Genomic DNA, 23,737 nt, shown 5'->3' with positions numbered 1-23,737 from the left:
GGTCGGCTCAAGGACTGGCGGCGCGTCGCAACCCGATACGACAGATGCCCAAAAGTCTTCCTCTCGGCCATCGCCCTCGCGGCAACCGTCATCTACTGGCTTTGAACCTCAATGAGCCAGACCCTAGCCGACCGGGATCAGATCAACACCCGCTCAATCTTGCAAAACAATCAACGCGGCTACTGGGGCGAGTTTTTCAATAAAATATGGACTGAGCGGACATTCACCGCATTGCCGTATAGTCGGGGCCTCATAAGATTGCGCGTCCGGCCATCAAGGCGCAGGCTCACCGCCCGGCAGAGGGGCTGACGCTCAAATACTTGCTGATGCCATGGAAGAAGATGTCGATCTCCAGCGCCAGCCCAACCTCGAATTCATTGAGCTCAGGCGCACTCCACCGGTGCTGCTCGAGGTGGTCGAGGAAGTCCCGACGTTTCTCGTCGTCGCGCGGCGCCAACGACAGAGCCTCGGCGGCACGCAGCAAGTCGATCCGCTTGTGGACCTCACGCATGGCTGAGAAGGCTTCCATCATCACCGGCATCAGGCGCGGGTCGTTCTGCCAGGATTGACTTTCGAAGACTTCCTGAACGACACGGTTACCGGAGCCCAAGCAATCATAGGCGACACAGCCAGGAAACCCCTCCTGCGTTAACTTGTCGTGGATCGTGCAACTGTGTCCCGAGAGGTTCCGGCACGGTTCGCCAGGGTTCTTGTTGAATGCGAAATCCTTACCTTTGTCGAAGGCCAGCATGACGCAGCAAAGAGCCGCGCATTTCGAACAGTCGGTCTTGAGACGGTCAGTCTGGGGCATTGTAGCTTTCGATTATCAAGGAACTTCCCAGGGGAAGTCGTCGCGCCGCCGTATCCCGCGAAACGCTTCTGGAATGCAAGCCCTGGCCTTTCTGCCGCGATCTCGATTATGCTGTGCGACCAGAGCTCGCTGGGTTGGTGTAGCCTATCTGATAGCTTGGGATGCCCGTCCGCTGAGCGCAGGAAAACGCCCTTCGCAAAGTTGCGATGGACGCGCCTGCCAGCGCGGCGTGATCGGCCCACAGCCGCCACTCCCCCCTTATATCAATGCGGCAGCGCGGCTTTCGTATTGCGGACCTTGGCAACGATGTACGAAGTGCTTAAGACGCAGGACGAATTCCGATGAGGCTTACGATGGAACGCTATTCAACAAACCTGTGAACCATCGAAACTTACGCAATACGCCGAGCTTTGAAGGAACCATCTGCAACAAATTTCATGCGCTACCAATGTGCCGATGACCCGTGAAACATGATAGGTGACAATCGCGTTCGACCGTATTTTGGCCCGTCAATTCACGCGAATTTAGGTCACGATGACCTCAAAACCTATGGGCTCAAATCCGCTTACCGCTGTTATAGCATTCGGTTGCATTTGACGCGGGCGCGCCCTAACTTCCCAGCGGATCAGTTCTCCATGTTCCTGAAAATTGTATGAGTTGGCAACCGTTTTTACATTTCAACTTTAGAGGAATACATGCGAATTCTCGCTGTCGACGATGATCCATTTATACTTGAACTTCTCCCGATGTTCTCCCTGCAGGCTGGTTTCCCCGACATGTCGACAGCACCATCGGGGGCCGCCGCGTTGGAAGTTCTGGAAACCTCTGAGGTGCCATTCGATTGTCTCCTCCTCGATATCAATATGCCGGAGATGGACGGGATCGAACTTTGCAGTCGTGTCCGGGCGATGCCCGCCTATCGGAAGACACCGATCATCATGCTGACTGCAATGAAAGAGAAGGATTACATTGATCGTGCCTTCGAAGCCGGTGCCACAGATTACGCCAGCAAACCGATCGACATGGCTGAGCTGCGTGCGGGCTTGAGAATGGCACAGGAACTCAACGTCGCACGGAAAAGTAACCAGCCCGCTGAGAATGAGAATGCGCCGCAATCCCCTTCTCATCAATCCGGCACCCCATCCCCTCTGTCGGAAGGCGTGATGATTGAAGGCATCAAAAATCTTGTCGATGGCAGAGCTTTGGAAAATTACCTAAGACAGCTTTCGCGGGCAGGACTCGGCGGCTCACAGATATTTGCCGTCAAAATACACCAAATTGATGCTATCCACTCCCGAGCCTCAGCGGCGGAGTTTTTATATGCACTCACAGAGGTGATAGACGCGATTTCCAACGCGTTGGGAGCGACCAGACATCTGATGTCCTATATTGGCGACGGGAACTTTATTATCGTCTCCAACAAGCCAAATTTGGAAACCTCTGGCGAACTCGAATCCGAAATTCAGAACACTCTCGACGAAAAGAACTCTGAATACGATAATGGTGATCCACTTGATATCGAGGTGTCCATAGGGAATCCGATAAGGCCCAATACCAGTGAGGCGCAAATGATCGAAGAGACTTTTAAGCGTGCCATTGCGCGTGCAGAGGCCAGAGTTGCGATCAGACAGAATGAGCCGCGACCGGTAAATATCCGCTCGCCGCGCAGCTTGTAAGGCAACATGAAATAGATCAATGGGTTGAATTTTTGCCCAGATCTTTGGTCGGAACTGTAAACCAAAATGTGGTCGTGTCGCCCGGAGCGCTGTTAAAGCCGATGTCACCGCCCGTCTGCTCAACAATTTGCTTGGTGATGCTCAGACCCAGGCCGGTCCCGCCCTTGCTGTGTGTTGTTCCGGGAGAGGCTTGAAAAAAGGGCTCGAACATATGCGCCTGCAATGCGGCCGGAATGCCCTGCCCTTTATTGCTAACTGAAATGCGCACAGCCTCGTTTTGTGCCTCAATCGTAATGTCAATTGTGGTGCCTTTGGTCGCAAATTTAGTAGCGTTGGACAGAAAATTAGCCATCACCTGTTCAAATCGTTTCGGATCAACAAAACCGCTTACCGTCCGATCCGGACAGACCACGTTGCAACGAACACCAGATATATCTGCGGAGGCCATATTCGCCATAACGGCCTCCTCGACAAGCAAGACGAGTTGCTGCCGGGACAAGGTGAACCGCATCTGATTGGCCGAAAACTTTTCGAAATCCAGAATGTTATTGACCAGATCGCGCAGGCGTTCCCCATTTTTTTGTCCAATGAACAGCAAGCGCTGAGCTTCGTCCGACAGGGTGTTGTCGTTAAGGGTAGACAGCAGCATCAAAGAGCCAAGAACTGATGTCAGTGGCGTTCTAAGTTCGTGACTAACGGTTGAAACAAACGCGCTTTTAAGTTCGCTGAGACGCCGCTTTTCGGTGATATCCATGATTTGAGAGACGAAATATTCTGGATCCCCATTAGCGTCTTTGACCATATTTACGGTTAAGATCCCCCACATGATGGCCCCGTTTGCGCGGATGTAGCGTTTTTCCAACTCGTAATGCGCTATTTTACCGGCTTTCAGTTGGTTAAACAGACGAAGATCCTCATCGAGATCGTCAGGATGCGTTAATGTCTGGAAATTGGAAGTCAGAAGCTTCTCGGTGGAATACCCCAGAAGATGGCTCATAGCCTCATTCACGCGTAGCAAATTACCTTCCAAGTCGACAATGAGTTTTCCAATGACCGGACTTTCGAAAGTTGCGCGAAACTGTTCGACACTCGCGCGCAGAGCGCCTTCAACGGCCTTGATGTCGGAGATATCCGTCATTGCGCCACTCAAACGAATAGGTTTACCAGCCTCATCGCGTTTCGAAACCGCGATATCGGTACGTATCCAGCCCCATTGCGTTCCATCTCGCGATCGTAATCGATATTCGCAGCTGGCACGTTCGCGTACGTCTTCGAGACAAAGACGGACTGGCTCCAGTGCAGCGGCAAGGTCGTCAGGATGCACGCGCTCGCGCCATTCCACCTGAAGGTCCACGTCGTCTGACGGCTCCAACTCCAGCAGTTCTCGCCAGATATCCGAAACAATCACATCGTCATCAATGGGATTGTATTCAAAAACGCCAATATGAGCGCCAACGATGGCATTGTTCGCCCGCTTCAACTCTTCTTTGACCGAATTAGCGGCTTTCAATTCGTTCGAAATATCTCTCAAGACCAGTGCATGCTGTCGGCCTCGGTTGGCATCAATCCATATCGTGACATGGACCGATAGCGTGAGCAGATCACCGTTTTTATGGTGTCCCGCGATTTCTTTAATGAAGGCATCAACGGCGGGAGGTTCGATGAAAGCATTCAGTTCAGCCAAGGATTCAATGCACAAAACATCACATATATCGCGCCCCATCAGCTCGTCGTTATCATAGCCAAACAAGCGGTTGGTCTTGTGATTGCTATGCAATATTTGACCTTCTGATCCTAAGATCATCAGCGCGACCTGCATGTGCTTGAATGCTTGAATGATCGGAGAATCTTTCAGTTGGTTGCTCAAAGCTCTTTCCCACGCATTTAAGGCTGACGGCCACCCCGGGGTGTCCTGTGAAATTAAACTGGTGACGTTCGGCGTCCGCTTTGTCCACCTTACTTTTCGAAAAACCCACATGCGTGTTCGTTCTTTTTGGCTGTTGGTAATAGAGAGACATGTTGCTTGAAGTGGCTCGGAAAATTTTAGGCTCACCCCGTTTCTGACCCGGGGAGCATCCCCGGACATGAGGGCTGCGACCGGCATTGTTGCAGGACTCGACGCCGGAAGGATTCACCTTGCGAATCCGGTAGGTTAACAGGCTCGGCATGAGCAAGCCCGAAGCAGGCCGCTACCGCACGACGAATTGGAAGTCCTATAGCGAAACCCTGAAGCGGCGTGGCTCGCTGTTGATCCGTTGACTGGCAACACATGTTTGCATGTGTGAGAGGTTGGCTAGACAAGGACATGAAGTGGCTCGGCCCCAAGACCGGGCGTCCAGGCCGACCACCTATATTTTTCGATGCCGCGATCCAGTTCTGCCTGATGGTGAAAGTGCTGTTCGGCCTGCCGCGTCGGCAGATCGAGCCATGGGAACGCCACTGGTCCGAGTGACCATGGCAAGGCGGGATGGTGTCCTGCATCCTGAAGATGGCCGAACTGGATTGGCCGGTTCCCGACTTTTCCACCCTGAGCCGCGGGCAAAAGAGCATCACCGTCGGCATCTCGAACCGCCGGCCCGCAAGCATGGCACCCATCGCAGATGCCAATACTGCAAGGTCCATCTGGCGATGGATGCCGCCACCGGCGAGATCCGGGCCGTGGAATTCACCTCAAGCCGCGAGGGCGACAGCCCCGTCCTTCCTGACCTGCTGGACCAAATCCCGCCGGATCAACCGATTGGCACCGTGACCGGCCCCTCACGGCAGATTGCTGTGCAATCGCCTGTCGGGCAATGGATGGGGCCTTCGACCTAGGGCTCCGCCCGTTCAGGGCTGAAACGATCTACTGGATCGTTTCCAAGACGCCCTTTACCCCGTCGCGGCCACACCGCGATCCTCGCGCGTGGCGACACCGCCATCATACCCATCCGCAAGAACGGACGCCTCTGGAAGGAGGGTTATCCTGCCGCGCTCGGCATTGTGCTCGGACCAATTGCGGACAACGCCTGCGCCCCGCAATGACATCCTCCGGGCGACCCGACGCTTCGGGCGGGCGATCTGGAAATGATGGTCCTGCTACCACATCTGAAGTCGGGTCGAGGCGAACCCTCTCATGGTTTGCAGGCAAACAATTGCCGGGCAGCGGATGCGCGGCCTTAAATCCTTCGGAGAGAGGATCGCGTCACGAGACCCCAACCGTCAGCCTGCAGAAATCCACATCCGCATCGCCCTCATGAACCGCTTCAACGCCCTCGGCCAGGCCGAGATCGAACGCGTGGCCTAAGATCATTGGGGAAGGGGGGGATCTCGTTCCGACGACGAGTTCTGCAATAATGCCTTCATGGTCTCTCAAACTTTTAGAATAGCATCGTATTTTGGATCAAAATTACGGCTGATCGGCTCTGCCGCCGCACCGATAGCAACAATCCAAGGATCAGAATGACCAGCCAGAAGCCGCAGTCGACGCCCGCCCGAAAGGTCGTCATCAAGCGCGCTATTAGCGCGAGCAACAATTCCCTCAATTAGCATTGACGGAGCGGTTCCACACAAGATGATCGCTTCGGGATCAACTATCAATTGGAGCATTTCAGCGAGCCACCCGAGACGGAATGCGGCATTGTTGAGCCACTCATCCACTGCCGGACTCGCTTCGCTTAGAAGCGTCTCTATCCGTTCGAAAAGCCGTTCATCAGAATGGCTCAGACCAAAGCGCGCACAAAACCCGCCAAGCGCCACGCTACGCTCCATCACCGCTCTTCGATCAGTCTCTCCAAGGTTCCGGATCATCCCGATTTCACCTGCGTTGCCGTTGCGGCCACCAAACAGTTCGCGATTCAAGATCAGCCCGGCACCCAGACCGTAACCGAGATATAGGCAAATCGCATTCTGCATCCCGTGCGCCTTGCCAGTCATCTTTTCCGCGGTTGCTGCGGCTGAAGCATCGTTTTGAACGTTCACCATCAATCCGGTCGCCGCAGCCAACCGCTCGACCAAATGAACCCCCTGCCAGCGTGCCATAGTGTAATCATCTGCACTGCGATCCTGTGTCGGCTGACCAAACGGGCCAGGCATTGCAACGCCCAAGCCAACAGTGCGCGATTCGGACAAGGGATATATTTCTGCAAGATCTGCACGGGTTTGAGCAATCAGCTGAATCAGACTGTCCAACCCCGCCTCCGGCTCGGACGGGAGAAACTTAAGATCGCGACGCAGAACTATGTCACCAACCAAATTCATCACCACTGTCCGCGCTAAATGCCGATCGATTTGCAACCCAATCGAAAAAGCTCCGAACGGTGCGAGATCATAGGGAGTCGCAGGTTTTCCGCGGCCTTCCTTGACGGTGTCACGCGCGACAACCAACCCGTCGCGTTCCAATTCGTCGATGATATTTGACAACGTCTGCTTTGCAAGCCGAGTGGCCCGAGCAAGATCCGCACGAGACAACGCGCCATTGATACGGATCGCGTCGATGACGACACGTCTATTGTGAACGGCAGCAGCGCCGGAACTGGTTCCGGACATCGCGCGGATCTGGGGCGGTTTCAATCTCATAAAAAATATATTGACAGGACGGTGGCTCCTCCGCAATCATTAAGTCCATCACTTGGACTAAATGGCCGCAGAGTCGTGACCAAGTGAATAGGCTCAATCCAGGTCCGGTCCGTCAGGCGGCCCGCACCAAACGATCCGACAGGAGAGAAAAAATGAAATTCGTTTTGCATGCGCCCCTCTTGGCCGCCACTGCGTTGTTAGGTGTCACTGTCACCGCAGCCCAAGCAGAAACTACGCTCAACGCGCTCTTTATGGCTCAAGCAGCCTACAGTGAAGACGACATCCGTTCGATGACCTCGGCCTATGAAGCGGCCCACCCGGATGTGAAAGTGAACCTCGAATTCGTCCCCTATGAAGGCCTACACGACAAAACCGTTCTATCGATGGGGGCCGGAGGTGGATATGATGTCGTGCTTTTCGACGTAATCTGGCCGGCAGAATATGCCCAAAACAATGTGCTTCTTGACGTTAGCGACCGCATCACCAACGAGATGAAGTCAGGCGTTTTACCCGGGGCTTGGACAACGGTGACCTACGAAAACAAGAACTATGGCATGCCATGGATCCTTGATACGAAATACCTGTTTTACAACAAGGCGATGCTCAAAAAAGCCGGCATAAGCACGCCTCCCGCGACTTGGGCCGAACTGAAAGCTGATGCGCAGAAAATCAAAGACGCGGGCATAGTCAAATACCCGATCGCGTGGAGTTGGTCGCAGGCGGAAGCTGCGGTGTGCGATTACACGACCTTGCTGAGCGCCTATGGCGGTGACTTCATCAAAGACGGCAAGCCCGATTTCCAAAACGGCGGCGGCCTTGAGGCGTTGAAATACATGGTTGACAGTTACAATGACGGTCTAACCAACCCAAACTCAAAGGAATTCCTCGAAGAGGATGTCCGCAACGTCTTTCAGAACGGCGATGCTGCCTTCGCGCTGAATTGGACCTACATGTACAACCTCGCCAATGACCCGAAAGACAGTAAGGTTGCTGGGGATGTTGGCGTCGTGCCAGCGCCTGGCGTCGAAGGCATTTCTGACGCATCTGCTGTGAACGGTTCGATGGGGTTGGGCATCACGACCACCTCAAAACATCCCGATGCGGCATGGAATTACATTACCTATATGACATCGCAGAAAGTGCAGAACGCATATTCAAAGCTGAGCCTGCCGATTTGGAAAAGTTCCTACACTGACCCCGAAGTTACAAAAGGGCAGGAAGAGCTAATCGCTGCGGCCCAGACTGGCTTGGCCGTAATGTATCCGCGCCCGATGACGCCGCATTACCAAGAAATGTCGATGGCATTGCAGCAGGGGATCCAAGAGGCCCTTCTGGGCACAGCCTCGCCTAAAGATGCGCTTCAGGAAGCGGCCGATAATAGCGGCCTGTAATCTAGACTAGGTGCGCCGCTGCTGACACCGGCGCACCGCCCCCTGCTTGACGCTGTCGCACACCTCAGTGACACCCGACCTTTCGCTTACAAGGCCAATCACCATGTCCACAGAACGCCTTCCTCTGCGTGTCTGGTTGCTTATGCTGCCCCTACTTATCGTGATGCTCACGGTTATCGGCTGGCCGCTCATCGACACGATCCGCCTCTCGTTTAGTGACGCCCGCTTGGTAGGCACTGGCGGTCACTTTGTGGGGCTTCAAAATTTCACGAAAATGCTTTCAAACAGCTATTTTCATTCGGCTTTTTTCACCACTCTGAAGTTTAGCCTCTGGTCAGTCACGTTGGAACTCGTCATTGGAGTGCTGGTCGCGCTCCTGCTAAATCAGAAGTTCCATGGCCGAACATTGCTTCGAGCCTTGCTGATCTTACCTTGGGCACTGCCGACCGTAGTCAACGCGACGCTTTGGCGGCTCATCTACAACCCCGAATACGGGGCTCTGAATGCGGCTTTGACGCAGCTTGGATTTCTAGACAGCTATCGCTCATGGCTGGGCGAACCTGGCACTGCCTTGACCGCTTTGATTGTGGCTGATGTCTGGAAAAACTTCCCACTCGTTGCGCTGATCGCGTTGGCAGCCCTGCAGGCGATCCCGAACGATATTCGCGCCGCCGCGATTTCTGATGGTGCGAACGTCTGGCGCCGCTTCCGTCATGTCACTCTGCCCTATCTTCTGGGGCCGCTAATGGTGGCGCTGGTGCTGCGCACGATTGAGGCCTTCAAAGTGTTCGATCTGATCTGGATTATGACACGTGGTGGCCCAGCCAACTCGACACGCAGCTTATCTATCCTCGTTTACCAAGAGGCTTTTGCCTTTCAGCGCGCAGGCTCCGGCGCTTCGCTGGCTTTGATGATTACTTTAATGATCACCGTCCTTGCCGTGGCCTATCTTTTCATCATGCGTCGTCTCGCCGGGGAGGGTCGGTGATGGAACATCAATCACTCATCTTTCGTATATTCATCCACACCATGGCACTTCTTGTCGCGGTAGTGATCCTTGCACCGCTGGCGTGGCTCTTCATCATGAGCGTATCCTCCAGCGTCGATTTGTCGGCAAAACCGCTGCATTGGTGGCCCGAAACGCTCGATTTTTCGCGATATAGCTTGCTATTCAGCCGGAGCGACAATTCGGCGGGCGCTGCCTTTATGTCCTCGTTGGGCAACAGCATTAAGGTAGCGAGCATGGCCACGATCGCTGCGCTTGTCGTCGGAGTGCCCGCAGGTTGGGCCGCGTCGCGCAACCCGCAACTTGGTTGGACGTTGGGCGGGGTAATCGGCACCTATATGCTGCCGCCCGTCGCGTTATCGGTCCCACTTTACCTAATTCTGGCAAAATTCGGGCTGCTCAATAATGTGTTTGGCCTCGCGCTAGTCTATCTTAGCATCCTTGCGCCCTTCGTGACTTGGCTTCTCAAGGCGGGGTTTGACCCGATTCCGCGCGATCTAGAAGACGCGGCCTCGATTGATGGCGCGCGGCTCGATCAAATGCTGCGGATCGTGATCTTGCCGCTGGCGCTTCCGGTAATTGCGACGGCACTAATTTTTGCCTTTCTGCTGGCGTGGGACGAGTTCTTCTATGCGCTTTTGTTCACCTCGAACCAGAACGCCAAAACCTTGACCGTGGCCATTGCCGATCTCGCTGGCGGCCGGGTCTCTGATTACGGGCTGATCGCGACAGCCGGGGTGATTGCCGCCCTGCCGCCCGTCGCGGTCGGAATTCTCATGCAACGCGCCTTGATTTCAGGGCTTACCAATGGAGGTGTCAAAGGATGACAACCGCTCTCGAAACCCTGAACCCGGTGCTCGCCGCGCTCGATGCAGAAATGGCGCGTCAGTTGGGCGATAGCCGCGACAGTATCACAAATAATACCAAACTGGCTGGCACAATCGCTGCGACGATCAAGTCAAACAAGCGGCTAATAATGCTTGGGATGGGCGGCTCTCATGCTGTGGGGCGCGCACTTGAACCCTGCTATCGGGCGTTAGGAATCGACGCCATAGCGATACCGCTGTCCGAGCAACTTGACGCGCCGCTACCGCTTGCCGGACGCAGCGTGATCGTAACTTCACAATCGGGCGAAAGCGCCGAAGTGCTGCGCTGGTTTGATGAAGGTCATGCGCCGAAAGATTGCTTCGGTCTAACTATGGAGCCGAAATCCTCGCTCGCGAAGCTAGCGCCTTCTTTGATCGGCGCGGGAGGATCCGAGTTGCCTTTTGCGGCCACCCGTTCTCTGACGGTAACGCTGGCGCTGCATGCAGGCGTGCTGCACGCACTTGGCGCTGATCTTGGGGCCACTATGGAGATGCTTGACACTGTCACATCGGCGGACGTCGTCCCGGCAGTTGCGAAGTTTGCCAATGTGCGTGCAATTGTGACTTCGGGCCGGGCGCAGCAAGGCGTAGCTGAAGCAATCGCCCTTGGCCTGACAGAGCTATCGCGTCTGCCCTGTTTCAGCCTCGAAGGTGGGCAGTTGCGTCACGGGCCGGTTGAAATGTTAGGACCCGATGTGGGCGTCGTGATGTTTCGCGATGCAGACCCATCATCGACCTATGTCACCAATCTTGCAGAATTTGTTGTAGCGACGAGTGACTCGCCACTGATCGTCTTTGACGCATCCGGACTGCCACCGATCGCCGGCGCTCAGACCATCTTATGCCCTTCAGCCTCGGGACTCGCTGCAAGTTTCTCGCTTCTGCCGCCAGCACAGCGCTTCATGGTGGATTTTGCCGCCTCGCGCGTCGCCGACGTCGGCACGCCGCTACGCTGCTCGAAGGTGACAAAGGTCGAATAACAATGCAAAGTCCACTCGCCACGGTTGGCAATGTTAATGTCGACCTAATCCTCGGACCACTCTCGCCTTGGCCGGTGCCCGGTTCTGAAGTTCTCTGCCCCGACAGCGATCTGCGTGTCGGAGGCGCCGCAGGCAATGTTGCTCTAACCTGGCGGGCATGGAACCTCCCCTTTCAATGCGCGAGCAGCACAGGCGACGATCATTTCGGTGATTGGCTGCGCGCAGGCTTCGGCTCTACGGCCGATCACTGGAGCCGGACATCAGGCAGCACGACGATCTCAGTCGGCGTCACTCATCCCGATGCTGAACGGACGTTTCTCACCACCGTTGGTCACCTGCCCGAATTCAGTTGGAGAGATGTCGAACGACAACTTGATTGGGACGCACTTCGTGGCGGAACGATTATATTATGCGGCAGTTTTCTCACCGAACGCTTGAGCGCTGATTATGGCCGACTGTTTGATCGCGCCGCGCAGGAACAGATCGCAATCGCCCTCGACACCGGTTGGCCGATTCACGGTTGGAACGAGGAAACTCGCGCCCGTGCCCTGCATTGGGTCGCGCGCAGCCAAATCGTTTTGCTGAATGAGATCGAAGCCACGAGCCTGACAGCAACCGCAACGCCAGAAGCGGCCCTCGAAAGCCTTGCAAGACACCAGCCAAAGTCGGGAATTTCAGTCGTCAAGCTGGGACCAAAAGGCGCAATCGCTCGACAGCATGCAAAGACCATCCGCGCGATTGCGCCGCAAGTCGGTGTCAAAGACACGATTGGAGCAGGAGACGTGTTCAATGCCGCCTTCATTGCGTCGCTCTCTCAGTGCACCCCCCTTGCGCAAGCGCTTGATCACGCAGTTGCTACAGCATCGCTTGCGGTGTCGACCAATCCCCGCTGCTACATTCACCAGGAGGTCTCCGTATGAGCACACTCGAGTTGCACGGCATCCGCAAATCCTATGGCGCTTTAGAAACGCTCAAGGGGATCGACCTTGATCTGCAAAACGGCGAGTTCCTAGTCCTTCTTGGCGCGTCAGGCTGCGGCAAATCCACTTTGCTAAACATGATCTCTGGACTATCCGAGCCAACCTCTGGCGAGATCATCCTCGACGGACGCACGCTCAATGGCGTGCATCCGAAAGACCGCGACATCGCGATGGTGTTTCAATCCTATGCGCTCTATCCAAACCTGACCGTGGCTCGCAATATCGGCTTTGGGCTCGAAATGCGTAATGTTGACCTCACCACGCGCAAGAGGGCCGTCGCCGAAGCTGCGGAAATGCTGCAAATCAGTCATCTTCTCGATCGCAAACCCGGCGACTTATCAGGCGGGCAACGCCAGCGCGTGGCGATCGGTCGCGCGATGGTGCGCAAACCAAAACTGTTCCTTTTCGACGAGCCACTGTCCAATCTCGACGCCAAGTTACGTATGGAAATGCGCAGCGAACTCAAACGCCTCCATCAGATGCTTGGTGTCACAGTGGTCTATGTGACGCACGATCAAATTGAGGCAATGACACTCGCGACGCGGATTGCGGTGATGAATCGCGGGCAGATCGAACAACTCGGGACACCGGCAGAAATTTACAATCGACCAACCTCTCGCTTTGTGGCCGAATTTATGGGTGCGCCGCCAATGAATATATTGCCCACGAGCGCGGTCGCGGGTGGATTACGCTTAGGCACGACCCAAACTGTCTGGCGCTGCCATCATCCCGCGTCCGAGATCGTTGTAGGCATTCGTCCTGAAGCCTTGAAAACGAAGACCATTGCCGGCGGTCTCCGCCTTAGCGGAAGGGTTGAACTCATCGAGTTAACTGGGCCGGAGCAGATCGTTTCGTTGGCTCTTGATGGTGCGTCTATCACTGCATCTCTTCCTGCTGAAGAAGAACTGAGGCTCGGGCAGGCACTTGACCTCTACGTCGACACCGAGCGCTTATCTGCTTTTGATGCAGAAACGGGACTGCGGGTAGAAATAACCTCAGAGCATCCCAACGCTTAAGGGTCAGATCTGGACCTGTCGCGGTTTGATGCCGCCCCTTTGATAGCATTTACTGCAATTAAGGAGGCTGACTATGGGATTGAAACGGACAGACGACTTTCGGCAAGATGCAGTTAGGATCGCGCTGACCAGCGGGTTGACGCGTAAGCAGGTGGCCGATGACCTTGGCGTTGGCATGTTGACACTGAACAAGTGGATCACGGCACACCGAGACCCAGACGTGATGTCGAAAGAGGATATGAGCCTCGCTCAAGAGAAGGACCAGCTTCGGCGCGAGAACCGTATTATCAAGGAAGAGAGGGAAATCCTAAAAAAGCACCGCAGTTCTTCGCGAGCCAAAAGCCGTGAGGTTTAGGTTCATCCACTGCCCTCTTGTGCATGGTTACATGCACAAGAGGGGAAGAACACCGATCCGCATTTTCCATAGGACGTCTGTGCAAGGTCATGGATGTCAGCCCGCGTGGATTGCGGGCGTTCCGCAGCCGCCCAGGAAGCCGTAGGCAGTGATCCGATATGGTCACTTTGGCTCACATCAAAGAACAGTCTCGTCTCAGTCTGGGTAGTTACGGCAGACCCCGGATGACGGAGGAGTTGAAAGAGATCGGTTTGGACGTGAGGCACAGGCTCGTTGGCAGATTGATGCGCCAGAATGGTATATCCGTCGTGAGAACGCGCAAACATAAGGTCACGACAGCCAGCGACCACAAGTTCAACATCGCGCCCAACCTGCCGGACCGAAACTTCACAGCGGATGCCCCAAACCAGAAATGGGCGGGCGATATCAGCTATGTTTGGACGCGTGAGGGCTGTATTTAGCGGTGATCCTGGACTTGCATTCTCGGCGTGTGATCGGATGGGCCGTTAGAGTCAGGACCCATTAATCGGCTTGCGGGCGCCCTGTCGGCGTGTTTCACGCTCTCGAACTGATGGGGGCGTGATGAACAATCTTCTCTGGCTGAGCGACGAGCAGATGGCGCGGCTGCGACCGTTCTTTCCAAAGAGCCATGGCAAGCCACGGGTTGACGATCGCCGCGTGCTGAGCGGCATAATCTTCATCAGTCGCAATGGCTTGCGGTGGTGTGATGCGCCGGCCGGGTAGGGGCCGTCCAAGACGCTCTACAACCGCTGGAAGAGGTGGAGCAAGATGGGCGTGTTCGCCAGCATCTTCGAGGGGCTGGCTTCCGAGGCCGCGATCGGAAGACGATCATGATCGACGCGGCCTATTTGAAAGCGCACCGCACGGCCTCGAGTCTGCGGTCGAAAAAGGGGGGGCGGGCGTCTGATCGGGCGGGCTAAAGGTGGCATGAACACCAAGCTGCACGCCATCACCGACATCCGCGGGCGACCCATTCTGTTCTTCATGACCGCCGGTCAGATCTGACTATACCGGCGCCGCAGCGCTGCTGAGTAGTCTGTCGAAGGCCGACTGGCTGATCGCAGACCGCGGCGACGATACCTATTGGTTCCGCGAAGCATAGAAAGACAAAGGGATCAAGCCCTGCATCCCGGGCAGAAAGTCCCGCGGCAAGCCCGTCAATACGACAAGTGCCGCTACAGACGACGGAACCGCATTGAGATCATGTTCGGCAGGCTCAAGGACTGGCGCCGCCTGGCGACCCGCTACGATAGGTGCCCCAAGGTCTTCCTCTCCGCCGTCGCCCTCGCCGCAACCGTCATATTCTGGTTATGAGTCCTGAGCCTAGAACACTACAGTGGGTCAATCTCGATTCAATCTGATCCTGAGCTTGGACGTGGTACCACATTTACATTCGATTTTCCGGAAAAATCTGAGGATGTAAATTCAATCAACCAGGCCGCGTAGGCCAACTTGATAAGGGCGCTAAAAATGGTAGCAACACAACAAGAAAAATCCTTTGATGTTCAGACGGCCCCGGTCAAATTCCTGATCGTCGATGATGATGTGGTCAGTGTGATGGCTGTGAAGCGCGCGTTAAAGAAACTTAAAATCATCAATCCAGTGACAATAGCCAGAGATGGCCAACATGCGCTGAACATCTTGCGCGGCGATTGTGGCGAAGATTCTCTTTTGTCTCCCTATCTTGTGACGCTGGACCTCAATATGCCACGCATGAACGGCTTTGACTTTCTGGAAGAAGTACGCAAAGACCCAAAGTTGCACCCTGCCGTAATATTTGTGCTGTCCACCTCCGATGCACCAACGGATGTTGCTGCAGCCTATGAAAGCAATATTGCGGGATACATCGTGAAAGACGATCTCGGCGACAGCTTTGTGAAAGCGCTCGAGATGATTGACGCCTATACCAAAGTTGTCGAAATGCCGCGCTAGGACATGACATTTTTACGATCGCCTCTCACAAATGGATGCTGACCGCACTGTTGGCGTGCCCCCATTAACCCTTAAGTGGTCCAAGTTAATTGTTAGTGCATGGTTAGCCTTTGGTCTATCGGGACAAAGCTTTCTGATGCGGCAGGCCGGTATCGGAGGGCGCTGTGCAGCCTGACCGTATTGTAGGGGGGGGCGCCAACGTTCGATCAGGATCTGTGCCTCGCGCGGCGTCGAGAAGGCCTCACCGTTCAGCAACGCGTCTCGGAACCGAGCATTGAATCTCTCGCAGGAGCCGTTTTCCCAAGGTGACCCTGATGCGATGAAGGCCGTTTTAGCGCCAACCGCGCCGATCCAAGCTCGCAACTTCTTGGCGATGACCTCCGCTCCATTGTTTGATCTTGTGACCTCAGGCGGGCCGCGTGAGGCACGAACAGATCGGCTCAAGGCGTCGACCACGTTGACGGAATTAAGCTTGCGTTTGACACGGATGACCAGCGCCTCCTTCGTGAACGCGTCACTCGACCATTGCCCGGCAGGCGATTTGCATCGCAAATCTGCCGAGTGGGGCGCTTGTGATTCGCATGCCAGCCGCTGGTGTTCAGCATCCCGGTAATCATGCGGTATCCTCTCGCGTCGACGTAAGTATAGCTTGGCGGACAGTGCATAGCACCCGAACTCTCGCGTCAGCTCGATGATCTCCTCGGTCAACCGTTCTTCGTCTGGCAGGCCATAGCGAACCTTTCGCTGCGTGGAGGGGGCCTGCCGCACGTGATCAATACACCTACCGCGGCGGGAAGGGCTCAGAAGTTTCCTCGGGCGGCTTCGGTCAGTCCCCTCTTGTCCAGCGTCAGATCTGATACCGCACGTCTGAGCCGGGTAATCTCGGTCTCCAGCTCCTTCGGCCGCTTCATCTGATCCCGGCTTATGCCACCCTTCGCCATTGTCACTCAGACCAATGTCATGACATGGCTCAGTCCTTGCGCCATCGGTAGTAGGCCTGTTGCGGCCTCATATCGAGATCAGGCCGTTCGGGACGTCACATATTTGTAAGGGATGTCGCTTCAATTAGAGCGATCCCCGGTGTTTTTTATACTTTTTTCATGAAATTACCCTTTAATACCTTAGAGATATTAGTGGAGTGTATCCTTGACCAGTATGCAGAAAATCCAATTCAAGGTTCAGAAAAACACAATCAAAATACCAGATTTTGCGAGAATTCTGATCGTCGACGACCAAAGGTTCGATCGGGCCCGGCTGCGGCGCATGTGCGAGGGGCTCGAATTCGAGGTGGATATCTACGAAGCGGATTCGCTTGAATCGCTGGGCACCGCACTAGAACTCAATACGTTTGACTTGATTTTTCTGGACTATCACCTTCCGGAAGGCAGCGGATTGCTCGCCATTGACGCCATCGAGCTTGATCCGCGCAACCGCCACGCTGCCACAATCATGGTAACTGGCGACGGTAAGTCCGAAGTCGCAATCGAGGCGATGAAAAACGGGTGCAGTGACTTTCTGGTCAAGGACGATTTGTCTAACGAAACCCTGCGAAGAGCCACGATCAACGCCCTGCAAAAGGCAAGTCTTACCCGTTCTGTCGAAAGCCACGAGGTTGTGCGTCACAGGGTCGAAGCTGTCCTTGATAAGTTCACCAAGGAATGTGCTGTTGAAATGAAGCCTTTGATCACAAAAATGATGCGTCACGTTCGTGACCTTAACTCAGCAAGGGCGGACGAAAGCAAGTATAATGCTGCGATCAAACAAATCTCAAATTCCTGCGAGCGGTTGTTCGATTTCATGAGCGATTTGGAAGATCATGAACGCAAGGCTTTTGCGTTGGGTGAGGCGGGTGAAATTCTTTCGCAACAGGGAAAGGTGGAGGAATCTCAAGAGCCTGCTATCAAGAAAAGCAAGCTATTCGGGCGGCATCCCGCCTGAAAACCGGCCGCCCAACAAGACCCGTTCTACAGGTCATATCTGTAGCGTATTGCAGATTTGCGCAACAGAGCCGTGTGCATGATCTGTCCCCCGCTGGTCCTAAGTTTGTCGCGAGATTCCGCGGGTTTGTGCCCTGCCTACGGATTTTGGATCATCGGACGCTGGAGTTTTCAGGGGGGCAGGGCAGTCATCAAGCCCCACGCGCATTGTACAGTCTCACCAGTCGCAAGGGGTGGTCCTTGGTACGCTTCGCAGATGAGGCGAATTTGGCGGCGCTTGGAGGAGACGTTTAGACCGGGGCTAAGGTTGGCGAGATCAACAGGCAGCGCTCCGAGCGTATTCCCCAAGGAGAATTGGCGTGCCACGCGTCGATGCCAGGCGTGTTCCGAGGGGCGTTATCGTTATCCATCGCAATAGGTTGCACTGGTGTGATATGCGCGCCACTGGCCAAATTAATTGGGGGCGCCTGCATGCTGCAGACGCCCCATGTCTATTCACGGCAGAGGAGATCAGCCGTCATGTCTGGGCGGGGCGATATTGTCGGGTGCCTGAAAGACGGTCACTGGCACAATATCAGTCGGCTCCAGGTGCGCGCGCTGCAATTCCTTGTTGGAATAAACCGTGCTCGCTTCGACTTTGGCTGTGTCCGTGGCGGTGACGCCGTTCGGGAAAGAGGCGTGACGTTCGTGCGTCTGATTGCTCGCAGCGGAAGCGGAGCCTGCGAGGAGCGCAAGAACGGCGGATGTAGCGATGATATGTTTCATGATAGTCTCACTCTGTAATCTAGGGTCGAGGGTCTTTCCCTCTCGCAACCCCATATGGCGTGTTATTTTGCAGAGTAAACGGAACTTTTGCTTCTTTTGTGTGCATTTGCGCACCATTGGAGTGTCAGACATCAGGGGTTGAAAACGGCCCCCACCTCCCTAAACGCCCGCGCAGCGCAGCTCTGTGGCTCAGCAAAGAAGCGCCATGCAGTCCTTGGGGTAAATGCGAAGGCGCGTAGGGGGTGGCGGCACCATGTCTTCCCCCATTTCTATGCGGAAACCGGACGTTTCCAACGGCTGACGCGCCTGCGCAGAGTTGAAAGGCGTGCCAGACTGTGCGACAGCAAAACGGACGCGGCGCGTTGGATCTGGCGCGCGACACGCTTCGCAACCAAGGGAGACGCAATGGCCGACATCAGCCAGATACCGGGCCGTTTGATTGACGCGCTCAGCCTTGGCGGGCCTGCGATGTGGGCGATTGCGGCGCTGTCGGTGTTGTCGCTGGCGCTGATCTTATGGAAAATCTGGGATCTGTCGATGGCGGGCGCGTGGTCGGGTGGCGCGCATACCCATGCCGCGATTGCGGCTTGGGAGGCGGGTGATATCGCGCGCGCCGAGGCGGCTTTGGCGGGGCGGCGGTCTTTGCGCGCGCAATTGGCGCGCCGAGCGATGGCGGCGCTGCAAGACCCAAGCCTTGATCGCGCCAGTGCCGAGGCCGAAACCGCCCGCGCGGCACGGGCGCTGCTGATCCGGGCGCGCTCGGGGTTGCGGGGGTTGGAACTGGCGGTGGTGATTGGCCCGCTTTTGGGTCTGCTGGGCACGGTTGCCGGAATGATCGCAGCCTTTCGCGCCTTGCAAGAGGCCGGGGTTCAGGCCGATCCTGCAACCCTTGCGGGCGGCATCTGGGAGGCGCTTTTGACGACGGCGGCGGGTATGGGCGTCGCGATCCCGGCGCAGATCGCGCTGTCGGGATTTGACGCGGTGGTGGACCGGCTGCGCCATGATCTTGAAGATAGCGCGACGCGGATTTTCCTGCGCGCACCGCGCGACGTTGCCCCCGCTGCCAAGGCGCCGGGCCGCGCCGCTGCCGAGTGATGTTTACCTTCGATACCCCCCGTCCGCGCAGGCGCGCAGCCCTGACGCCGATGATCGACGTGGTGTTTTTGCTGTTGGTGTTTTTCATGCTGGCCTCGCGCTTTGGCGTTGAGCGCACGCTGGATCTCTCGATTGGCGGGGGGGCGTCTGCGCACTGGTCTGGCCCGCCGCGACTGGTGGATGTGGGGGCAGGTGGGGCGCTGAGCCTCAACGGCGTCGCGATTGCGCCCGATGATCTGGCGGTGCGCTTGAATGCGCTGATGGCCAAGCCCACCGATCCGGTGGTGATCCGGCCCAAGGGCGGAAATTTACAAGATGTGATCGCCGTGATGGAGCAGTTGCGCGGGGCAGGGATCGCGCAGCTCGTGCTGGTGCGCTGATGCGGATCGCGCCGCCCCCCCGCCGCGCGCTGAGCGAGCCGCTTCTACCGATGATCAATGTCGTGTTTCTGCTGCTGGTGTTCTTCCTGCTGGCCGCTACGCTGGCGCGCCCCGCGCCTTTCGCTGTGATCCCGCCCGAGGCACACAGCAACACCGCGCCCGACTCCGGCGCCTTGACGCTGTATCTTGATGCGCAAGGCGCGGCTGGTTTTGGGGCGGCGCGCGGCGCGGGCGCATTGGTGGCATTGGGCCAAGCGGCGCAAGACGCGCGCGCGCAATGCGGGGACTGCGCCGATACCTTGCAATTGCGCGCCGATGCGGAGGTGCCCGGCGCGGCGCTGGCCGACCTTCTGCCGCAGCTGTCCGCGCTTGGCTTTCGCGATCTCGCGCTGGTGGTGCGCGCGAAATGAGCGCGCGGGTCTGGGCCTTTGGTGGCGCTCTGGGCGGGGCTGTGGCGCTGCATCTGACGGTGTTTGCGCTCTGGCAGCCCCCCGTTGCAGGCGGGGCGCAATCGGCGGGCGCGCAAGGGGCAGATCTGGTGGCGATCACGCCAGCCTCGGCGGCGATGGCCGCGGTTGTGGCCGACTGGGAGCGCCCGCCGCAGGCTGCAGCGGCCCCTAAGCCGCTTGCGCCGCAAACGGATGAGGCGACGCCCTCAGCCCCTGCACCAAACGATCCGCCCCTCACCAATGCCGCGCCAACCGCGCCCGCACCGCCGCAACCGCGTGAGACCCCGCCGCCGCAGCAAACGGTGCCGCCCCCGCCCGAGATGCCGCGCCCGGTCGCCAAGCCCAAACCCCAACCGAAACCGGCCACGAAAACCGTACCCAAAGCCTCGCGTGCCTCACAGGCCGCGCCGGAACAGCAGGCCAAGGGTGCAGGCGGGGGCGTGGCGGCGGGTCAGCAGGGCAAAGCCCGCGCGGCGACGCTGTCTCCGGGCCAGACCCGCGCCGCAATGGCCAGCTGGGGGGCACAGATCCGCGCCCAGATCGAGCGCGCCAAGACTCCGCCCGCAGGGGCCGGAGCGGGGCGGGTGATCGTGATTTTGCGCGTCGCGCGCACGGGGCAATTGTTGTCGGTCTCGCTGGCGCAAAGTTCGGGCAACGGGGCGCTGGATCGCGCCGCTGTGCAGGCGGTGCGCCGGGCCGGGCGGTTCGCGCCAGCGCCCAAAGGGCTGGAGGCGCAAAGCTATGCGTTCGACCTGCCGATGGCGTTTCGCTAGTGCTTGCACGCGCATCGCGCGCAGGCCAAGGTGGGCGCGAATTGTCCCAATCGCAAAGCTGTATCCCATGCCGATCAAGAACCGTTTCGCCGAATTGCTGCCCGAGATCATCGGCTGGCGACGCGATTTTCACCGCCATCCCGAGTTGGGCTATGATCTGCCGCGCACCTCGGCGCGCGTCGCGCAATTGTTGCGTGCGTTTGGCTGTGACGAGGTGGTCGAGGGGGTCGGGCGTTCTGGCGTGGTTGGCGTGATCGAAGGGCAAGAGGTTGCGACCAAAGGGGCGAAGGGGCCGCGCGTGATCGGTCTGCGCGCGGATATGGATGCGCTGCCGATTGTGGAACAAACCGGGCTGGAGCATGCCTCGCAGAGCAAGGGCAAGATGCATGCTTGCGGCCATGACGGGCACACTTCGATGCTGCTGGGCGCTGCGAAATATCTGTGCGAGACGCGGGCCTTCGCAGGCCGCGCCGTGGTGATTTTCCAACCCGCCGAAGAGGGGGGGGCAGGCGCGCGCGCGATGATCGAAGATGGCTTGATGGAGCGGTTCGCCATCGACGAGGTGTATGGGCTGCACAACATGCCGGGCATGGAGGCGGGCCATCTGGGGGTGCGCCCCGGCGCGATGATGGCTTCGGCGGACTTCTTTACAATCCGGGTGATCGGCAAGGGCGGTCATGCGGCCAAACCGCAAGAGGTCACCGATCCGGTGGTGATCTCGGCGCAGCTGATCCTGGCGCTGCAATCCATCGCCAGCCGCGAGGTCGACCCGTTCGATCCCGTGGTGGTCTCGGTCACCACGCTCAATTCGCAAAGCGAAGCGGATAACGTGATCGGCAATGAGGTCATGTTGGGAGGCACGGTGCGCGCGATGTCGGCAGAGACCCGCGATCTGGCCGAGCGGCGCTTAGGTGAGATCAGCCATGGCGTCGCGACGACCTATGGCGGGCAGGCGCAGGTGGAATATCTGCGTGGTTATCCGGTCACGGTGAACGATGTGGAGTGCGCCGAACATGCCGCGCGCGTGGCCGAGCGGGTCAACGGCGCAGTGGATCGCGATGTTGCCCCGATGATGGGGGCCGAGGATTTCTCTTATATGCTTGAGGCGCGCCCCGGAGCCTATCTTTTCCTTGGCAATGGCGACAGCGCGCCGCTGCATCACGCGCAATACGAGTTCCACGACGAGGCGATCCCTTATGGCGCAAGCTGGCTGGTGGGGATGGTCGAGGATCGCCTGGCTGCGCCATCTTGAACCATACGCGCCCCCTTGCCGCGCGGCCCCCCGAGGCATAGTTTCCCCCCATGGATCACGCGCCCCTCATCGACCCGTTCGCCCGCCCGATTTCCTATCTTCGGGTCTCGGTCACCGACCGTTGCGACTTTCGTTGCACCTATTGCATGGCTGAACACATGCAATTCCTGCCCAAGAAAGAGCTGCTGACGCTGGAGGAGCTGGACCGGCTGTGCTCGACTTTCGTCGGGCTCGGCGTAAAGAAGCTGCGCATAACCGGCGGTGAACCTTTGGTGCGCCGCGATATCATGACGTTCTTCCGCACCATCTCGCGCCATCTCGACAGCGGGGCGCTGGATGAGTTGACGCTGACCACCAACGGCTCGCAATTGGCGAAATTCGCGCCCGATCTTGCCGCGTTGGGAATCAAACGGATCAATGTGTCGCTGGATACGCTGGATTCGGACAAATTCGCCGCCATCACCCGTTGGGGGCGGCTTGATCAGGTCAAGGCGGGGCTGGAGGCGGCCAAGCGTGCCGGGCTGCGCGTCAAGATCAACACCGTCGCGCTCAAGGGTTTTAACGAAGATGAGCTGTTTGACCTTGTTGATTGGTGCGCCGCTGAGGGGTTCGATCTGACCTTCATCGAGGTGATGCCGATGGGCGAGATGGGCGAAGAGATGCGCCTTGATCAATATTGGCCGCTGTCTGATTTGCGCGCCCGACTGGGCGAACGCTTTACGCTGGAAGAGCTGAGCGAAAGCACCGGCGGCCCGGCGCGCTATGTGCGACTTGCACAAACTCAACAAAAAATCGGCTTCATCACGCCTCTGACGCATAATTTCTGTGAAAATTGCAACCGTGTGCGCGTGACCTGCACGGGCGAGCTGTTCATGTGTCTGGGCCAAGAAGATAACGCTGATCTGCGCGCTCCGCTGCGCGCAAGCACTGAGGATGACGCGCTGGTTGCGGCCATTCGCGCCGCGATTTCGCGCAAACCCAAGGGCCATGATTTCGACTATTCCCGCCAGACCGTCGCCGGGCAGATGACCCGGCATATGAGCCATACCGGCGGATGAACGCGCGGTGCTCTCGGGCATTGCGCGCGGCTTTGACGGGGGTCGCGGGCGCGCTGATCGTGGCGCTTTCAATCTGGGGTCAGAGCGTATTTGTGCCAAGCGCTGCGCTGGCCGCCTATGCCCCTGCGCCATTCCCTGTTTTGCTGGATTGCTTGCGTTTCTGCGCAATCCTGATTTTGCCTTTGGCGGTTTTGGCCGCGCTTTCAGGGCCTTGGCCGTTCAAGCTGTTGGCATATCTAATGTTCGCGCTGGGTTGGTATTGGGCTGGAGACCGGGTGGGCGCAACATTTCCTGCGCCGGGCGGTGGCGGCTGGCTGCCCGGCGAGGCATTCACCGCGCTGATCTATGAACCTATAGTCACCCCGGTTCTGGTACTGCTTGGCATCGTTGTGTTTCGCCAAATCCTGCGCGGGTTGAATCGGGGTTAAAGTGCCATTTGC

The 23,737-nt window shown here is 57.4% G+C and carries 20 protein-coding genes and 6 pseudogenes; 20 read left to right on the top strand and 6 right to left on the bottom strand.

The window, feature by feature from the left end:
- Window positions 1-105: pseudogene (locus AB4874_RS13200) on the top strand (IS5/IS1182 family transposase); the annotation flags it as partial.
- Between the two features lie 181 nt (window positions 106-286).
- Here the strand turns inward: AB4874_RS13200 and AB4874_RS13195 are convergent.
- Window positions 287-811 (bottom strand): hypothetical protein, encoded by a 525-nt coding sequence (locus tag AB4874_RS13195; RefSeq protein WP_368392323.1) that lies wholly within the window; start codon window positions 809-811, stop codon window positions 287-289.
- Window positions 812-1,506: 695 nt separating this feature from the next.
- Here AB4874_RS13195 and AB4874_RS13190 point away from each other — a divergent pair.
- Window positions 1,507-2,487: a response regulator gene (locus tag AB4874_RS13190; protein WP_368392322.1), complete on the top strand. Its 981-nt coding sequence runs from the start codon at window positions 1,507-1,509 to the stop codon at window positions 2,485-2,487.
- Window positions 2,488-2,503: 16 nt separating this feature from the next.
- On the opposite strand, the gene AB4874_RS13185 is transcribed toward AB4874_RS13190, so the two are convergent.
- Window positions 2,504-4,354: a sensor histidine kinase gene (locus tag AB4874_RS13185; RefSeq protein ID WP_368392321.1), complete on the bottom strand. Its 1,851-nt coding sequence runs from the start codon at window positions 4,352-4,354 to the stop codon at window positions 2,504-2,506.
- 299 nt (window positions 4,355-4,653) lie between these two features.
- Between AB4874_RS13185 and AB4874_RS13180 the strand changes: the two are divergent.
- Window positions 4,654-5,770 (top strand): annotated as a pseudogene (locus tag AB4874_RS13180) (transposase).
- Between the two features lie 65 nt (window positions 5,771-5,835).
- Here the strand turns inward: AB4874_RS13180 and AB4874_RS13175 are convergent.
- Window positions 5,836-7,011 carry an ROK family transcriptional regulator gene (locus tag AB4874_RS13175; RefSeq protein ID WP_368392320.1) on the bottom strand — a complete coding sequence of 392 codons (1,176 nt, stop codon included), beginning with the start codon at window positions 7,009-7,011 and terminating at the stop codon, window positions 5,836-5,838.
- A gap of 182 nt (window positions 7,012-7,193) precedes the next feature.
- On the opposite strand from AB4874_RS13175, the gene AB4874_RS13170 reads away from it, so the two are divergent.
- The 9 genes and pseudogenes from AB4874_RS13170 (at window position 7,194) to AB4874_RS13125 (ending at window position 15,588) form a co-directional block, all read left to right on the top strand.
- Window positions 7,194-8,432 (top strand): extracellular solute-binding protein, encoded by a 1,239-nt coding sequence (locus AB4874_RS13170; protein WP_368392319.1) that lies wholly within the window; start codon window positions 7,194-7,196, stop codon window positions 8,430-8,432.
- Window positions 8,433-8,535: 103 nt separating this feature from the next.
- Window positions 8,536-9,420, top strand: coding sequence for a carbohydrate ABC transporter permease (locus AB4874_RS13165; RefSeq protein ID WP_368392318.1), 885 nt, complete (start codon window positions 8,536-8,538; stop codon window positions 9,418-9,420).
- The gene (locus AB4874_RS13160; RefSeq protein ID WP_368392317.1) at window positions 9,420-10,265 is read left to right on the top strand and encodes a carbohydrate ABC transporter permease; all 846 of its coding nucleotides are present in this window, start codon (window positions 9,420-9,422) and stop codon (window positions 10,263-10,265) included. Before AB4874_RS13165 ends, AB4874_RS13160 begins: the two co-directional genes overlap by 1 nt.
- Window positions 10,262-11,284 carry an SIS domain-containing protein gene (locus AB4874_RS13155; protein WP_368392316.1) on the top strand — a complete coding sequence of 341 codons (1,023 nt, stop codon included), beginning with the start codon at window positions 10,262-10,264 and terminating at the stop codon, window positions 11,282-11,284. The genes AB4874_RS13160 and AB4874_RS13155 overlap by 4 nt, the downstream gene beginning before the upstream one ends.
- Window positions 11,285-11,286: 2 nt before the next feature.
- Window positions 11,287-12,204, top strand: a complete 918-nt coding sequence (locus tag AB4874_RS13150; protein WP_368392315.1) for a carbohydrate kinase family protein — start codon at window positions 11,287-11,289, stop codon at window positions 12,202-12,204.
- Complete coding sequence (locus tag AB4874_RS13145) at window positions 12,201-13,280, top strand: ABC transporter ATP-binding protein (protein ID WP_368392314.1); 1,080 nt, start codon at window positions 12,201-12,203, stop codon at window positions 13,278-13,280. The genes AB4874_RS13150 and AB4874_RS13145 overlap by 4 nt, the downstream gene beginning before the upstream one ends.
- 73 nt (window positions 13,281-13,353) lie before the next feature.
- Window positions 13,354-14,152 (top strand): annotated as a pseudogene (locus AB4874_RS13140) (IS3 family transposase); the annotation flags it as partial.
- 65 nt (window positions 14,153-14,217) lie between these two features.
- A pseudogene (locus AB4874_RS20075) lies at window positions 14,218-14,970 on the top strand (IS5 family transposase).
- A 156-nt stretch (window positions 14,971-15,126) separates the two neighbouring features.
- Window positions 15,127-15,588: a response regulator gene (locus AB4874_RS13125; protein WP_368392311.1), complete on the top strand. Its 462-nt coding sequence runs from the start codon at window positions 15,127-15,129 to the stop codon at window positions 15,586-15,588.
- Between the two features lie 119 nt (window positions 15,589-15,707).
- On the opposite strand, the pseudogene AB4874_RS13120 reads toward AB4874_RS13125, so the two are convergent.
- Window positions 15,708-16,104 (bottom strand): annotated as a pseudogene (locus tag AB4874_RS13120) (integrase core domain-containing protein); the annotation flags it as partial.
- Window positions 16,105-16,145: 41 nt separating this feature from the next.
- Window positions 16,146-16,520: pseudogene (locus tag AB4874_RS20070) on the bottom strand (IS3 family transposase); the annotation flags it as partial.
- 223 nt (window positions 16,521-16,743) lie between these two features.
- On the opposite strand from AB4874_RS20070, the gene AB4874_RS13115 reads away from it, so the two are divergent.
- The gene (locus tag AB4874_RS13115) at window positions 16,744-17,526 is read left to right on the top strand and encodes a response regulator (protein ID WP_295535388.1); all 783 of its coding nucleotides are present in this window, start codon (window positions 16,744-16,746) and stop codon (window positions 17,524-17,526) included.
- A 509-nt stretch (window positions 17,527-18,035) separates the two neighbouring features.
- Here AB4874_RS13115 and AB4874_RS13110 read toward each other — a convergent pair.
- Complete coding sequence (locus tag AB4874_RS13110; protein WP_295535374.1) at window positions 18,036-18,290, bottom strand: hypothetical protein; 255 nt, start codon at window positions 18,288-18,290, stop codon at window positions 18,036-18,038.
- A gap of 405 nt (window positions 18,291-18,695) precedes the next feature.
- Between AB4874_RS13110 and AB4874_RS13105 the strand changes: the two genes are divergently transcribed.
- The 7 genes from AB4874_RS13105 (at window position 18,696) to AB4874_RS13075 (ending at window position 23,725) form a co-directional block, all read left to right on the top strand.
- Entirely contained in the window at window positions 18,696-19,385 is a 690-nt protein-coding gene (locus tag AB4874_RS13105) for a MotA/TolQ/ExbB proton channel family protein (RefSeq protein ID WP_295535371.1), read from the top strand.
- Complete coding sequence (locus tag AB4874_RS13100; protein ID WP_368392310.1) at window positions 19,385-19,765, top strand: ExbD/TolR family protein; 381 nt, start codon at window positions 19,385-19,387, stop codon at window positions 19,763-19,765. The genes AB4874_RS13105 and AB4874_RS13100 overlap by 1 nt, the downstream gene beginning before the upstream one ends.
- The gene (locus AB4874_RS13095; RefSeq protein WP_368392309.1) at window positions 19,765-20,175 is read left to right on the top strand and encodes a biopolymer transporter ExbD; all 411 of its coding nucleotides are present in this window, start codon (window positions 19,765-19,767) and stop codon (window positions 20,173-20,175) included. The genes AB4874_RS13100 and AB4874_RS13095 overlap by 1 nt, the downstream gene beginning before the upstream one ends.
- A complete protein-coding gene (locus AB4874_RS13090) occupies window positions 20,172-20,987 on the top strand; it encodes an energy transducer TonB (protein ID WP_368392308.1) in 816 nt (271 codons plus the stop codon). Before AB4874_RS13095 ends, AB4874_RS13090 begins: the two co-directional genes overlap by 4 nt.
- A gap of 67 nt (window positions 20,988-21,054) precedes the next feature.
- Window positions 21,055-22,239: a M20 aminoacylase family protein gene (locus tag AB4874_RS13085; protein ID WP_368392307.1), complete on the top strand. Its 1,185-nt coding sequence runs from the start codon at window positions 21,055-21,057 to the stop codon at window positions 22,237-22,239.
- Window positions 22,240-22,289: 50 nt separating this feature from the next.
- Complete coding sequence (moaA, locus tag AB4874_RS13080; protein ID WP_295535361.1) at window positions 22,290-23,297, top strand: GTP 3',8-cyclase MoaA; 1,008 nt, start codon at window positions 22,290-22,292, stop codon at window positions 23,295-23,297.
- The gene (locus AB4874_RS13075; protein ID WP_368392306.1) at window positions 23,294-23,725 is read left to right on the top strand and encodes a hypothetical protein; all 432 of its coding nucleotides are present in this window, start codon (window positions 23,294-23,296) and stop codon (window positions 23,723-23,725) included. Before moaA ends, AB4874_RS13075 begins: the two co-directional genes overlap by 4 nt.
- Window positions 23,726-23,737: the final 12 nt, after the last annotated feature.

The organism is Thioclava arctica (genome assembly GCF_040892615.1).
Taxonomy (GTDB): Bacteria; Pseudomonadota; Alphaproteobacteria; order Rhodobacterales; family Rhodobacteraceae; genus Thioclava; species Thioclava arctica.
Note: the sequence above shows the minus strand (reverse complement) of the source record. Positions and strands in the feature narration are given on the sequence as shown.

Excerpts from the sequence above, each read along its gene's own strand:
- AB4874_RS13110 (WP_295535374.1), bottom strand. The coding sequence starts at position 18,290 with ATGAAACATATCATCGCTACATCCGCCGTTCTTGCGCTCCTCGCAGGC.
- AB4874_RS13085 (WP_368392307.1), top strand. The coding sequence starts at position 21,055 with ATGCCGATCAAGAACCGTTTCGCCGAATTGCTGCCCGAGATCATCGGC.
- AB4874_RS13170 (WP_368392319.1), top strand. The coding sequence starts at position 7,194 with ATGAAATTCGTTTTGCATGCGCCCCTCTTGGCCGCCACTGCGTTGTTA.
- AB4874_RS13125 (WP_368392311.1), top strand. The coding sequence starts at position 15,127 with ATGGTAGCAACACAACAAGAAAAATCCTTTGATGTTCAGACGGCCCCG.
- AB4874_RS13145 (WP_368392314.1), top strand. The coding sequence starts at position 12,201 with ATGAGCACACTCGAGTTGCACGGCATCCGCAAATCCTATGGCGCTTTA.
- AB4874_RS13165 (WP_368392318.1), top strand. The coding sequence starts at position 8,536 with ATGTCCACAGAACGCCTTCCTCTGCGTGTCTGGTTGCTTATGCTGCCC.
- AB4874_RS13155 (WP_368392316.1), top strand. The coding sequence starts at position 10,262 with ATGACAACCGCTCTCGAAACCCTGAACCCGGTGCTCGCCGCGCTCGAT.
- AB4874_RS13090 (WP_368392308.1), top strand. The coding sequence starts at position 20,172 with ATGAGCGCGCGGGTCTGGGCCTTTGGTGGCGCTCTGGGCGGGGCTGTG.
- AB4874_RS13175 (WP_368392320.1), bottom strand. The coding sequence starts at position 7,011 with ATGTCCGGAACCAGTTCCGGCGCTGCTGCCGTTCACAATAGACGTGTC.
- AB4874_RS13105 (WP_295535371.1), top strand. The coding sequence starts at position 18,696 with ATGGCCGACATCAGCCAGATACCGGGCCGTTTGATTGACGCGCTCAGC.
- AB4874_RS13115 (WP_295535388.1), top strand. The coding sequence starts at position 16,744 with ATGCAGAAAATCCAATTCAAGGTTCAGAAAAACACAATCAAAATACCA.
- AB4874_RS13095 (WP_368392309.1), top strand. The coding sequence starts at position 19,765 with ATGCGGATCGCGCCGCCCCCCCGCCGCGCGCTGAGCGAGCCGCTTCTA.
- AB4874_RS13075 (WP_368392306.1), top strand. The coding sequence starts at position 23,294 with ATGAACGCGCGGTGCTCTCGGGCATTGCGCGCGGCTTTGACGGGGGTC.
- AB4874_RS13100 (WP_368392310.1), top strand. The coding sequence starts at position 19,385 with ATGTTTACCTTCGATACCCCCCGTCCGCGCAGGCGCGCAGCCCTGACG.
- moaA (WP_295535361.1), top strand. The coding sequence starts at position 22,290 with ATGGATCACGCGCCCCTCATCGACCCGTTCGCCCGCCCGATTTCCTAT.
- AB4874_RS13160 (WP_368392317.1), top strand. The coding sequence starts at position 9,420 with ATGGAACATCAATCACTCATCTTTCGTATATTCATCCACACCATGGCA.
- AB4874_RS13195 (WP_368392323.1), bottom strand. The coding sequence starts at position 811 with ATGCCCCAGACTGACCGTCTCAAGACCGACTGTTCGAAATGCGCGGCT.
- AB4874_RS13150 (WP_368392315.1), top strand. The coding sequence starts at position 11,287 with ATGCAAAGTCCACTCGCCACGGTTGGCAATGTTAATGTCGACCTAATC.
- AB4874_RS13190 (WP_368392322.1), top strand. The coding sequence starts at position 1,507 with ATGCGAATTCTCGCTGTCGACGATGATCCATTTATACTTGAACTTCTC.